The organism is Vibrio sp. MMH1-50 (assembly GCF_022347645.1).
GTDB classification, from domain to species: Bacteria; Pseudomonadota; Gammaproteobacteria; order Enterobacterales; family Vibrionaceae; genus Vibrio; species Vibrio harveyi.
Window position 1 is genome coordinate 1 of sequence record NZ_JAKRGG010000061.1, and the last position, 12,986, is coordinate 12,986.

General features: G+C 45.6%; 16 protein-coding genes. 10 read left to right on the forward strand and 6 right to left on the reverse strand.

Annotation, left to right across the window (positions count from 1 at the left end; genetic code table 11):
• Positions 1–123 precede the first annotated feature (123 nt).
• Complete coding sequence (locus MHO32_RS24490) at positions 124–411, reverse strand: hypothetical protein (protein ID WP_009695925.1); 288 nt, start codon at positions 409–411, stop codon at positions 124–126.
• Between the two features lie 472 nt (positions 412–883).
• On the opposite strand from MHO32_RS24490, the gene fliD reads away from it, so the two are divergent.
• The 9 genes from fliD (at position 884) to MHO32_RS24535 (ending at position 7,505) form a co-directional block, all read left to right on the forward strand.
• The gene (gene fliD, locus MHO32_RS24495; protein ID WP_005448675.1) at positions 884–2,221 is read left to right on the forward strand and encodes a flagellar filament capping protein FliD; all 1,338 of its coding nucleotides are present in this window, start codon (positions 884–886) and stop codon (positions 2,219–2,221) included.
• 19 nt (positions 2,222–2,240) lie between these two features.
• Positions 2,241–2,627, forward strand: a complete 387-nt coding sequence (fliS, locus tag MHO32_RS24500; protein ID WP_239214690.1) for a flagellar export chaperone FliS — start codon at positions 2,241–2,243, stop codon at positions 2,625–2,627.
• On the forward strand, positions 2,611–2,931 hold the full coding sequence (locus MHO32_RS24505) for a hypothetical protein (RefSeq protein WP_005448673.1): 321 nt from the start codon (positions 2,611–2,613) through the stop codon (positions 2,929–2,931). The genes fliS and MHO32_RS24505 overlap by 17 nt, the downstream gene beginning before the upstream one ends.
• Positions 2,928–3,995 (forward strand): flagellar hook-length control protein FliK, encoded by a 1,068-nt coding sequence (locus tag MHO32_RS24510; protein WP_239214701.1) that lies wholly within the window; start codon positions 2,928–2,930, stop codon positions 3,993–3,995. Before MHO32_RS24505 ends, MHO32_RS24510 begins: the two co-directional genes overlap by 4 nt.
• Before the next feature lie 22 nt (positions 3,996–4,017).
• Positions 4,018–4,527: a flagellar basal body-associated FliL family protein gene (locus MHO32_RS24515; protein ID WP_005448671.1), complete on the forward strand. Its 510-nt coding sequence runs from the start codon at positions 4,018–4,020 to the stop codon at positions 4,525–4,527.
• Between the two features lie 12 nt (positions 4,528–4,539).
• Positions 4,540–5,268, forward strand: coding sequence for a FliA/WhiG family RNA polymerase sigma factor (locus MHO32_RS24520; RefSeq protein ID WP_005448669.1), 729 nt, complete (start codon positions 4,540–4,542; stop codon positions 5,266–5,268).
• A 10-nt stretch (positions 5,269–5,278) separates the two neighbouring features.
• Positions 5,279–6,136 (forward strand): flagellar motor stator protein MotA, encoded by an 858-nt coding sequence (motA, locus tag MHO32_RS24525; RefSeq protein WP_005448668.1) that lies wholly within the window; start codon positions 5,279–5,281, stop codon positions 6,134–6,136.
• On the forward strand, positions 6,136–7,128 hold the full coding sequence (locus MHO32_RS24530) for a flagellar motor protein MotB (protein WP_005448665.1): 993 nt from the start codon (positions 6,136–6,138) through the stop codon (positions 7,126–7,128). The genes motA and MHO32_RS24530 overlap by 1 nt, the downstream gene beginning before the upstream one ends.
• Positions 7,129–7,217: 89 nt before the next feature.
• Positions 7,218–7,505, forward strand: coding sequence for a hypothetical protein (locus tag MHO32_RS24535; protein WP_038898762.1), 288 nt, complete (start codon positions 7,218–7,220; stop codon positions 7,503–7,505).
• 61 nt (positions 7,506–7,566) lie between these two features.
• Here MHO32_RS24535 and MHO32_RS24540 read toward each other — a convergent pair whose 3' ends face one another.
• From MHO32_RS24540 to MHO32_RS24560, 5 genes are all read right to left on the reverse strand, one after another.
• A complete protein-coding gene (locus MHO32_RS24540; RefSeq protein WP_239214703.1) occupies positions 7,567–8,157 on the reverse strand; it encodes a hypothetical protein in 591 nt (196 codons plus the stop codon).
• Positions 8,158–8,309: 152 nt separating this feature from the next.
• Positions 8,310–9,749: a pyridoxal phosphate-dependent decarboxylase family protein gene (locus MHO32_RS24545; protein WP_239214705.1), complete on the reverse strand. Its 1,440-nt coding sequence runs from the start codon at positions 9,747–9,749 to the stop codon at positions 8,310–8,312.
• 131 nt (positions 9,750–9,880) lie between these two features.
• A complete protein-coding gene (locus MHO32_RS24550; protein WP_017188594.1) occupies positions 9,881–10,882 on the reverse strand; it encodes a helix-turn-helix domain-containing protein in 1,002 nt (333 codons plus the stop codon).
• Between the two features lie 194 nt (positions 10,883–11,076).
• Positions 11,077–11,454, reverse strand: a complete 378-nt coding sequence (locus MHO32_RS24555) for a PH domain-containing protein (RefSeq protein ID WP_005448655.1) — start codon at positions 11,452–11,454, stop codon at positions 11,077–11,079.
• Between the two features lie 120 nt (positions 11,455–11,574).
• Positions 11,575–11,790, reverse strand: a complete 216-nt coding sequence (locus MHO32_RS24560) for a TIGR02450 family Trp-rich protein (protein ID WP_005448652.1) — start codon at positions 11,788–11,790, stop codon at positions 11,575–11,577.
• Between the two features lie 183 nt (positions 11,791–11,973).
• Between MHO32_RS24560 and MHO32_RS24565 the strand changes: the two genes are divergently transcribed.
• Positions 11,974–12,738 (forward strand): transporter substrate-binding domain-containing protein, encoded by a 765-nt coding sequence (locus MHO32_RS24565; RefSeq protein ID WP_239214707.1) that lies wholly within the window; start codon positions 11,974–11,976, stop codon positions 12,736–12,738.
• Positions 12,739–12,986: the final 248 nt, after the last annotated feature.

Below are 12,986 nucleotides of genomic sequence, written 5' to 3' on the forward strand. Positions count from 1 at the left end.
TTCTTGATTTAGACCCACTAAACCTTTAAATCGCCGCCGCGTCTACAAACCAAGTCAGTCTCGCTGAACCTAGCATCTCGAGGTTACTTGGGTATAAATGAAAAACCGCCACGAAAAGATTTATTAACGACGAATGTAGATACTACTTGCACCATTATTTTGATTGGTAGGGACACGAAATCCAGCTTTGAGCATGGTGTTGATCAGCACCTTATTAAACAGCTCAAGCTCCGCAGATTCCGCGCCATGAGTTGGATGGTAAGATTTAAGCTCAGGGAATCGCGAAACCGCTTCAATACGAATACTCGCCAACTCCTCAGCATTAATACTCTGTTTACTGCGTAGTTTGGTTCCAATGAAGGCTTCGTATGCACGGGCACACTTCATAAGTCTAAAAACAAAATCATTCATTACTGTCGTTCTTTTTTGGATCTAATTGAGGAATAGCCGGACGTTAGCAACCACAAAAATTGCAGGGGCATAAGATAGCAAAAACAGTTCTCTTATTAGGGTCAGAAAAATCTGAAACACTTAGCAGTAAACCCCGAAATCCGCTCACTATGCGTACAGCCTCATAGCCTCGTTTTCTCCTCTCGATACCCAACTTATTCTCACTCAACCAAGCCTCTCAGGTTACTCGGGTATTGCGTTAAATCTTTGACTATTTTTGGTCGCCTCTTCTATTTGGGAAACCCCAAGAGTATTCAGGGGAAGAGCGGAACCAACAGGTGGAAAATCCGCTTCCTCCCAACTACACAAAATCATCGTAATGCATTGTTTTATATAGACTTAAACATTAGGCACGCATCTTGCGATAGACAATTTATTAGTGGCACTGCGACAGCTCGCAGTGCCAACCACAGATGAGAGAGGGAGCGACCTCATGAGTTCGTTAGATCCAATAAGCATGGCAACCCAATTCGCCACGTTAGATGTTCAACCATTTCAGCAACGCTACAAGCTACAAACAGACAAGTATCAATCTCAATTAACGGCGTTGGGCAAAGTAGAAACCGCTCTGCGTGACTTCCGCACCGCCGTTAAAGAGATGAACAGCAGCACCAACAGCGTTATCAAAAACAAAGCTACGACATCTCAAGAAGGCTTTTTTACTGCTGATGCCGATGCTAAAGCTTTGGTGGGTAACTATCAGATCTTCGTTGAGCAAGTTGCAACCTCACACCAGATCTCTACGGGTATGCCTGCGAGCTTGGATGCATCGACAGAAATCCCTGCTGTGGGTTCTTTAGATTTCACCATCAACGGTGAAAGCATGAGCTTGGACTTATCAACCGTTGATAGCGACGGTGACGGTAAAGCAACCATGACCGAGCTGGTTAGTGCAATCAACAACGATGCCGACAACCCTGGCGTTAACGCCACACTTGTGCGTTCTAATGGTCAAACTCACTTCATGTTATCTAGCACCAAAACAGGTGTCGCAAACACAATCAATGTGAGTGCATCGGGTACTGGTGAAGCATGGTTTGAAAATGCTTTCACTAGCACGACTGAGATTAGTAAACCTCAAGACGCTGTCATTTGGCTTGGTGCAGAAAGCAGTGGTCTAAAGCTAACTAACGCAAGCAATACTTTTGAAGGCGTGATTGATGGTGTCGACCTCACAGTAACAAAAGCGCAAAAGTCAGGTGAAACACCGATTGCACTTGAAGTGGGCACAGATTCAGAAGGCACAAAAGAACAAGTTGATAAGTTTGTTGAAGCATATAACTCATTGATTTCAACCATCGACGAATACACCAAAACAGGCGGCGAAGATCAAGCACGCGGCGTACTTGCTAGTGATCCAACCATGCGCTCTATCGAAAGCCAAGTTACGAGCCTAGTTCGTGGTGAATACGGCGGCATGCGTTTGAGTGAAATCGGCATTACGTTAGACCGTTCAGGAAAAATGAAAGTCGATCAAACCAAGTTCAACGAAGCTCAAAAGAGCAATAGTGCCGCACTAGAATCCATCTTTAACGGCGATGGTGCACTTCTAGATTCACTGGATGACATGGCTGAACCTTTCCTGAAGTTCTCTTCTGGCACATTCAAATCTCGCAAAGATGCACTACAAGCCAACCTTGGACGCATCGAAGATAAGCAAACCACGTTAGAGCGCAAGTACGAGATGTCGTACAAACGCTACATCAAACAATTTACCCAAATGAACACGTTAATGACGCAAATGAACCAAACCCAGTCGTTGTTTGGTTAAGGCTTTAGGAGAACTACTCATGCTCATGGATTCCGGCTACGACTCGTACCAGCAAGTCGATCTTGATGCGCAAGCTGCATCAGCAAACCCACATCAACTCGTTGTCATGTTAATCGACGGCTTACTCGATGAAGTTGAACGTATACGTGGTCACCTAGCTGCCAACCGACTTGCGGAAAAAGGCGCAAGCATTAACAAATGCATGAACATCCTCATTGGATTAAGCAGTGCTTTAGATGAAGAGAACGGCGGTGAAATTGCTGATAACTTACGCCAACTTTACGACTTCTGCCAAGTAGAGCTGTTCTACACCAGCGTACAAAACGACATATCACGTTTAGACAACGTTGAACGTGTCATGGGTAACATTCGAGAAGGTTGGATGAATTTTGGACAGCAAGCATAAAGTGTCGCCAGAGCGATTTCGCCACTTGTCAAAACTGATCCAAATCGCCACTAAAACGGCTGATTGGCGAGCTCTCAAGCGCTACGACTTACAGTTGCGAGAGCTGCTTATTAGCCACAAGCCATTCTTGAAAGATCCAAAACTGGCGCCGGAAATCCAACGAGCGAAAGCAGTGCACGCGAGTGCTTTTACTACGTTGGAAAAAGCCACCAGCGAGCTAGAGCAAGAAATGAGTTCGGTGAGTAACCAGCAAGAGCGAGCCATGGCGTATCAACTTGCAATGACCATGGAGCTAACACAATGATGGTAACCAATTCAATTTCTGGCGGTGTTGCTTCTCAGCCAACACAAGATGGAAAAGTAATGCAGGCACGATCCGAGCAAGGGTTTTCTGCATCATCTTCTCAAACTCAGCAAGAACCGCTATCCGGTCACGTTCCTGTACCCGGCTTTCGTTTGAATGCACAAGCGTTGCCTAAAGCGCCTGCCGATACAGAAACAACCGAGCAAGGTTCAAGTTCTGAAGATGCCCCGGTGGATGCCCTACTCAGTTCTCAAGCTCCAGCGACACCAGCCAATTTAGCAGCTCAAGCACAAGCTCTGATGCAAGGCATGGTGAAAGCAGCCGGTAAACAAGGCGAATCTGGTCAAGTTACGACCAAAGCGATAAATGGCTCAACGCAAGCAACCAGTACGGCAACTCAACCACACTCTACACTGGGAGCGGCGACGCCAACGTCAGAGAATCAAAGCATAGCTAAAGCTAGCGCCACAAATCAGGTCAAAGTATCTGCAGCAGATTTGCAAACACTCCTTAACCAGCCAGTTCAGGGACAGCCTTTGACGGCTAATGCGCAAGTGCAGTCACCGACAGCTCATGCGGCGCACACCAATCCTACGACGCCGCTCGCAGCAACCCAAGCTCAGGGGTCGGAATGGGCGGCAGTTCGTGTCGATACCAGTTCTGGTAAATGGGGTGAGCAGATGATGCAGGTACTTCAAGACCGCGTGACGTTGCAAGCACAGCAGAACCTGCAAGAAGCCAAGATTCGTCTCGATCCGCCAGAACTCGGTAAGTTGGATCTATTGGTTCGTGTCGAGGGAGATCGCTTAAGCGTGCAAATCAACGCTAATAGCGCCGTAACACGCGAAGCATTGATGCAAGTTTCAGAACGCTTAAGAACGGAACTTCAAGAGCAAAACTTCGTTCATGTCGATGTCAATGTCGGCTCGGATCAAGGTCAAGAGCGACACGCGCATGATGGCAACCAAGAAGAGGCATCTATCTTTGCCGCTCGCGAATCCAACACCTTTCAATCTAATACAACAACAAACTATTCAGAGCATTGGCTGAACACTCAAGCCTAATGAATCACCGAGGAAAAAGGTTATGACCAAACAACAAATGATCGCCCTGTTTATCGCCATGATCATCACCAGTGCCCTCGTTTCCGGAGTCACTGTGATTGGTGGTATTTGGTATCTAAACAAAAGCGCACAGTCAGTATCATCGGCGTCCAGTTTCAACGACTATTTAGAGGACTCCCCACTGGCTTTTCTAGCGGTCGAGCAACCAACGAGTAAAGGACCAAGCTTCCATCCGTTGGAGAGAGTGGTATTGACTATCAAAGGTAAAAAACAAACGCACTTTGTAATGTTAGAGCTAGCCTTAGAAACACGTCGCCCTGAGCGCATCAAAAGCATCGATGACTACATGCCTATGGTGCAGAACTCATTGCTTAAGCTATTCAGCGATAAAACATTCGATGAGCTACAACAAACAGGTGCTATCGACACTTTGCAAAGTGAGGTGAAAGAAACCTTGCTACTGGCATTCGCAAAAACTGACATCGTGCGTGATATCGATGATGTTCTGCTAACCAAATACGTTGTGCAATAACGGGGCACAACTATGTTGGAGATGAACTTACAGGAAAGTTATACCGAGACGGAGGAAGTAAACACGCCGTCTCGCCCGATTGACGAGAATGCACTATTGCAGCGTCATCAGATCATGGTCAAACGTGTTGTGAACCAACTGCGTGTTCATGCAACGTCTCATTGCAGCATCGAAGATATGCAACAAATTGGTCTGATTGCTCTTGTTGAAGCGGGTCGTCGTTACGGGGATGTGGAAGATCCACACTTCCCTGCTTTCGCCGTTTGTCGTGTTCGTGGTGCCATTCTCGATGAGCTACGCCGATTGGATTGGCGATCGCGCAAGACACGTCAGCAAGCGCATGAGCTGAACGACGTAACCCGAGATCTCACTCGTGCTCTTGGCAGAATGCCCACCGATGCCGAGATCATCAAAGCCCTCGGCACCGATGAGAAAGATTACTACAACCGTCAAAACGCGGCGCTTGCAGGCGAAATGCAAAGTCTCGATCAGTTGATGGAAAGCGGTAATGACAGCCACTTTGGTGGTCAATATGACGGTATGGAGCATGAACATATACGTCGTAGCTTAGACAGTGCTCTTGGCAAAATGCCAAAACGAGACCAACTGTTGCTGACCTTGTTTTACCAACACGAACTCAACCTACATGAAATCGCGCTCGTGCTCGACCTGACACCACCTCGCATCTGTCAGTTGCACAAACAAGCGCTTAAACAACTTAACCAATTAATGTCCTCTTAGGAGTCACGAGATGCAAAAGTTTTTTGGAGCCATTACTGTCCTGTTGTGTGTCTTCGGCGGATACATGTGGGCAGGCGGTAATCTGGGTGCAATCTGGCAGCCCGCTGAATTTATGATCATCATTGGTGCCGCTGCTGGCTCACTGATCATTGGTAACCCTCCGCAAGTCTTGAAAGAAATGCGTCAGCAATTGCGCGCAACCATTTCAGGTCCTGACGAAGAATATGAATACTACATGGAGTTAATGGCGCTGCTTAACAATCTACTAGAGACTGCTCGCAGCCGCGGTTTTAAGTTTCTCGATTCACATATTGAATCACCAGAACAGAGCTCTATGTTCCTCGCTTATCCAAAAGTAAGTGACGACCATCGTCTTATTTCTTTCATTACTGATAATTTACGTTTAATGGCAATGGGACAAATGTCGCCTCATGAATTAGAGGGACTGTTAGAACAAGAAATCGAAGCAATTCAAACCGAAATGCTGTTGCCATCGCGCTCTATGCAACGCACTGCAGAAGCACTTCCTGGGTTCGGTATTCTTGCTGCAGTTGGTGGCATCATCATTACTATGCAAGCCATTGACGGTTCGATTGCCCTAATCGGTTATCACGTTGCTGCTGCCCTCGTCGGTACATTCATTGGTATTTTTGGTTGTTACTGTTGTTTAGATCCACTCAGTAACGCCATGGCTCAGCGAGTGAAACGAAATATGACGGCTTTCGAATGTGTGCGCGCCACTTTGGTCGCTTACGTTGCGAAAAAGCCAACATTGCTCGCTATCGATGCTGGTCGTAAACACATTCAGTTAGACATCAAACCTACTTTCAACCAAATGGAGAAGTGGCTATCTGAACAGGAGGGATAATGCAAAAACAAGAGCATGTGGTGTTCAAACGCGTCAAAGCACACAACCATGATGAGTTTCATGGTGGCGCGTGGAAGGTCGCGTTTGCCGACTTTATGATCGCTTTGATGGCGCTGTTTCTTGTACTTTGGGTCATGCAGGTGGTCGACAAGGAAGAGCGAAAAGCCATTATGGCTCACCTTCATAGCTCGAGTGTCTTCGATAAGAGTTACGGTAACCCTTTCGATACCTCGCAAAGTATCTCTCCAATCGACTTGGCACAGGACTCTTCTGTGCCAAGTAAACACAACTCGAATCATGTCGTGAGTTCGTACTTCCAAGGTGATGGCGATGGTCCAGAAATCGACTCGCTGATCCCTGGTAACTTCGATACACAAGAGCAACTTGCTCTACTGGCGAAAGTCATCGATGAAGTGGTAGGTCAAATCAGCGCACAAGGTAACGTCAACGTAACCATTACGCCACAAGGTCTACGTATCGCACTGCAAGATGATTACAAGCAGCACATGTTCAGTCGTGGTGGCGCGGAGTTGACCCCTTTCTTTGAAGATTTACTGCTTGCGCTTGCACCTGTGTTTGAACGCATCAGCAACCCATTGATCATCAGTGGTCATACTGACTCTACACCTTTCAAAAAGCACTTTGGTCGACAATCAAACTGGGCATTGTCCGCGTCTCGTGCCGACGTTGCGAGAAAAACGCTTGTTGAGGGTGGCATGCCTGATGAGCGAGTCATGCAAGTCACGGGGATGTCCGATCGTGCGCTGCTTAACCCGGATGAACCAGATTCAAGCGAAAACCGCCGTATAGAGTTGTTTATTCTCACTACGCCCGCTGCTCAGGTTTTAGAAACCTTCTTCGGAGACCAGCAAGACAGTGAACTAGAAAAAGCAAAACAGAAAGCGGAGTTTAACCAGCCAGTGATAAGACAAGAAGTGATTCGTTATTCTGTTGAATCTGACAATCAAAAAGCCAAGATTCAAGACCTCTAAACCCAAAAAGGTCACCAGTTTCATTCCTTCTGCGTGACCTTTTTTTTCCCCAATATCATGATTGCAGTAATTGTTTAGTTGAGTTCGATATGCCATTACCCGCGGCCAATAAGCCTAACAATGATTCGCTAAAGAAAGCGTTCCTTTGGCTAATCGTTTTTGATTATCTATTGCTGGGATTCTTTCTTACTCAGTTATCAAGTTTGAGCCTGAATAGCGGTACCATGATCAGTTTACTGCTCGTTGTTTACAACATCTTGCTGGTCTCATTCTGCTACCAGCGCACCAGCAATCATGACTCCTACATCATCTACCCAGTGTTATCTGCAACCTTGTTGGCGTTTGTCTTCTTCCTGTATTTTTTCTTTTTGGTATGAACTCGGGGGCTACTGTCTCACGAGTTTTCGCCCTCTTAATCGCAGCATCGCCAACGGAATATCAACCGAGTGGCACCATTTGTACGTTTCTAATCGCGTGGCTTTTTAGCGGAGTCGCACAATCAGTGATCGTTCCAACCTCAATCCGACTTGTTTTCGAATAGACCGCAAGCACGTCAATACAAGCTTCTTCATGTTCTACTTGCGAAGGATTAGCACGGATAAAATCACGAATTTTGTCCACATAAATGGGATGTTCTGAGTACAAGCTCGCGAGCTTTTTTCTACCAATATACGTATGTTGATTTGCGTCTCCGATTGGGAATAACACGCCTTTATGTCCACGCTCTAAATGGTAATTGCAGTTGTTGCAGCTCTTCACCTGAGCGAGAGTTAACGTATTTTCTTCATCCTTGAAAACTTTGATATTGGTTTGGGTTTGATTAAGAGCAGCGCTACTTTTTGCGTCGGCTTTTGAATATTCAATCTGCCCGACCAAGCTGGCTTTTTTACTGATTAAGAATGCCGTATCAACCCCTGAGGCACTAACAAGATGACTGTCGACGGGCTTAGCGCTCGAACATCCATTGAGAATAGCTACTCCAAATAGAAGAGTGAGTCCAAAGGGAAGAGTGAATAGATTTGATTTCATATCTGAATCCTTATTGAATGGGATAAGTGATACAAAAAGAATAAGTAAACCCATACAGGATTAATTGTCATTGCATGCCTAAGTACATTGAGCAGACATAAAAAAGCCCAGTATCAAACTGGGCTTATATTCAGTTTTTGGGCTCGAAGACGTTACTCAGCATCCATGCGTTGCTTCTCTTGCACATATGCTTTTACGATTTTCTCTGCGGATAAGTCGATATCTTCAAGAGAAGTGTGACAACTTAGCACTGAGAACAACATGGTTTTCAGCCCTTTGTAACCCGAAGTAGAAGGGTAAAGCGTTCCTTCTTGCTGTAGTCGATGGACCACGCGTGCTGTCAGTTCGTTACGATACACCTCATCCCCTTCACCAAACTGTGCGGAAAAACGGTTGGACACAACATCATTCAAAATAGTAATGCCATCTACCGTTGAAAGCCTTTCTGCCATATGTTGTGCAAGCGAAGTACAACGATCAACATGCTCTTCAATGCCCTGTTTGCCAAGCGATTTAAACGCAGCGTAGACAGGTACACCACGTGCACGACGCGAAGCACCAATGCCAAAATTAATGGCATTACGATCTGGTTTATCCATCGCATCGTTCAGGTAATCCCCCATATTACTGCCTCCCATCGCTTGAGCCAGCAAACCTGCATCCTTCACAATGACCATGCCCGAGTCATAAGGCATGTTGAACCACTTATGACCATCTGTATCGATGGAATCGACTCTTTCAATACCATCAAGAAGGTAACGATGTGTTGCACTTGCAGCCGCCCACAAACCAATCGCACCATCAACGTGTAGCCATGCATTGCCATGCGCAGCGACAGCGTCAGCAAGCGCGTGGAAAGGATCGAAAGCGCCAGAGTCGATACAGCCCGCTTGCGCACAAACTAAAGTTGGTCCTTCAAGTGCGGTGATCGTTTCCATTAAGTTGTCTGGAATAATGCGTAAGTTGTTGTCTGTCGGCACCTTAACAATATTTTCCAAACCAATACCGATCATTGAAAGAGCACGCTTAATCGTTGAGTGAATTTGATCACTTACAACCACATTAATGCGCGGCGCACCATACATACCTTGAACAGCCACATCCCAACCTGCACGTTGCAATAGTGCATTACGAGCAGTGATAAGGCTGGTGTAAATTGCCTCTTGCGCGCCAGAAGTAAAGCCAATGCCAGAGTTAGGCGCTAAACCGAGTAGTTGAGTCATCCATTCAGCGGCCGTCTCTTCAACCACTGATAACGCAGGGCTAGCAACGTAATACGGCACGTTTTGGTCCCACGCACTTACTAGCCAATCTGCCGCTAATGATGCAGGGAAAGAACTACCAATTGCATAACCAAAGAAACGAGGACCACCTGTTGCAATCAGACCGGCATCGACGCTCTTAACCATCTCATCAATCACCGCAGATGGATCCGTTGGCGTAGTTGGCAGCGCACCACCAATCGCCTTTCTCAGTTCCTGGGATGTCACACATTTGTCGACAGGTCGTTCATTTAAAGACTCTAAGTACTCGACGGCGTGCTCGAAGGATTGGGTAAGCGGTGAACGGTACTCATGGAATCGATGGGACATTTTCGTTTCTCTCTCTTTAGTTTCGATGCCCTTCATCTTATTGATTGAGAGAAATATAAATTGTCATCCTGTGCCACAAGATGGAATTGATGACCCTGAGTGAAAAGCACATTAGCGCCACACCCCAAACCTCAAGTTTTGCGGTAAGCAGAAGGCGTCATGCCTATTTTCCGACGAATAAAACGAGTGAAATTGGCGGTATCGGCATAGCCCAAGGATGCTGCAATGGTCGTGATAGAAAGAGTGGAGTTTTTGAGCAGAGATAAACTGCGCTCCAGCAGCAATGATTCCATCACTTGGCTGTACGTCACCTCACAATCATGCAGACGTCGCTGTAACGTTCGTTTATGAATACCCAAAATTTGAGCCGCTTCCAAAATGGAAAATCGCCCAAAAGAAATATAGGGAAGAATCGCAAAACCAAACGAGGAAACAAACGAGGTTGGCACTTCACTGAGATCGGTACTCCCATCAAATCGCCCTTTGTTCGGCATACAAATCGTCTTGTTTAACACGGCGTCATCAAGCTGGATACCCGTTGCCGCTCGGTTGGTGTAAAACTGCACATGCTTCAATTGTCGGCAATCAAAGAAGCGTTCCATATTGGTGCTCTTCACACTCACACTTACGGTTTGCTGCCGATAGTTTGCAAGTGCAGCAACCAGTTCATCCATAAAAATGAGACTAAACATCTCAGCATATTGATACCAAGGTTGGTTTTCCCCATCTTTGTACCTCGCAAACCATATGCGATCGTGGTATTGCTCCAAGCCAAGGCGTGTATTGTTCGAATATCGGCGCATCGAATGACAGAATACCTCAATGGCTTCAGCGACCGTCATTGTCGGCGTAAGGGCTAACTGTGCTAACACTTTGGGCACATACAAATCGCGACACAAGGTCCAAATGGTGTGAATAAATTCGTCGGTAGGGCAAGACTCTCCGAACGCTAAAAGCAGATTTCTAAGTATGGTTTCGGGCAGAAACTCAACGTCTGACATTTGAATGTCTTCAGGGGCTTTGCTTACTTTAATAAGCTGATGCACATCGATATTACTGTTGTCGAAAAGCGCTGCCAGATCGTGAACCCACTCTGTTCGAACAAGAGGAACGCCCTCAAATACAACCGTCATTCTCTTCCCTTTGCAATCGTTCAAAAAGCCGAAAGGTAAAGAAAACACCATCGCTTGTCTTGTCATTTGGCGACAGCGCAGTGATTCAAACAGCAAACTTATCTACCCGTTCTTAATATACCCAAGTACAAGAACAAAAAAGGAAGCATATTTGCTTCCTTGTTGTTTATCTGTAGATACGGCATTGAGGCACATTAAGCCAGCACATACTCGCTTATCATCTTGTTGAATGAGATTAGGTCGAACGAGCCTTTTATCTCAAAGCGCACTCGCCCAACCTCACTGAGAAAGAACTCAATTTCACAGTCTAAATCGAACGTGCCTGATGTCTCAATCGAGAAAGCATTTATCTTGCTATAAGGAAGCGACGTGTAATCCACTTTTGAGCCAGTGATACCCTGAACGTTAGCAGCGATAACACGCTTGTTGGTGAACACCACTTGGTCACGGACGGTTTTAAAGCCAGCAAAAACGGTCTCACCGTCAATTAAGAACTTGTGAAAATCGTCGCGAACTTTAGAGACTTCTATTGGCTTAAGCTTGAATACCGAGGAACTGTCAAAATCGATCATGGCATTACCTTGTGTTTGAATAAGTAGAGTGACGACTCCATTAATAGCAAAGTCTCTACAACGAACCTACTCATATTCATCACTTTTCTAACTCCATCTCGTTTTTGGGTTTCCAACGGCTTATTTCCATCCTTGTCGCCACTGCTGTGTATCTTTTAGATCATGCCAATCTAATTCACGCTCTCGCTTGGTCATAACCGCCTCAATCACACACCTCACGACATTGCCCTCTTCATCAAACTCCATTTCTGAAATGATAAAGTGCTTTTCTTTATTTACGGGTTGTGCCGCCGTCCATTTACTACGAAGTAATTTCTTAGGATGAATCCGATTCATAACGCCCTGCCATTCATACAAAAAACCTTGCTCTTCTTACGCATAAAGAGACAAATGCAATCACTTTCAAGACAAGAAATTATTTTTGAAAAATTACGCTTTTTTCGATTGGTTTGATCTGTTTTTGCTGCGGTTCCTGTTAGTTTGAAAATTCGTTCAAACACAACAAATCAGACAACAACAATGAAAAAAACAACATTATTACTTGCTTCCGTAACACTGGCAGTTTCTGGCGTCGCTCAAGCCGACAAGCTAGAAGACATTCAAAAATCAGGAACATTGCGTGTCGGTACAACTGGCGATTACAAACCCTTTTCTTACTATGACGGCAAAAGTTACTCTGGTTACGATATTGATGTCGCGAAACACATCGCCGAGCAATTAGACGTAGAGCTAAAGCTGGTTCGTACTACTTGGAAAGACCTATTGACAGACCTTAACCAAGACAAATATGACATCGCGATGGGCGGTATTACACGTAAGATGCAACGTCAATTGAATGCAGAACAAACTCAGGGTTATATGACGTTTGGCAAGTGTTTCTTGGTCGCAAAAGGCAAAGCCGAGCAATACAACACGTTGGATAAAGTAAACCAAGCATCCGTTCGTGTAGGCGTTAACATCGGTGGCACCAACGAGAAATTCGCCGATGCAAATCTGCAAGATGCCAGCTTTACTCGTTTCGAAAATAACTTAGATGTACCGAAAGCTGTCGCTACGGGCAAAGTGGATGTGATGGTTACCGAGACACCTGAAGGTCTATTCTATCAAGTCACCGATGAGCGTTTAGAAGCCGCACGCTGTGAAGACCCGTTCACCAAAGGTCAATTTGGTTACCTTATCCCGAAAGGCGAACAGCGCTTATTAAATACGGTGAATTTCATCATGGACGACATGAAGCTCAAAGGCATTGAGGATCAATTTATGCACCACAACTCACTGAAGTAGTTTATTAGTAAGCGAGAAAACGAGCAGGTCAGTATCAAACCACAAGCCCAACAGCTTTGTATGGATTATTTTACCCAAGAGCTAATGGGTAAGTAGAAACAGTAAAGGGGATAGTCATATCCCCTTTTTGTTGTACCCTCACGCTGTGCTGTTATACCCAAGTGACTTCAAGATGCAGGATTCAGAGCGCTGTCATTGATTCGAGAGTAAGGAAAACAACGCAGTGTAATAGCTAGCTCTTTCCAAGT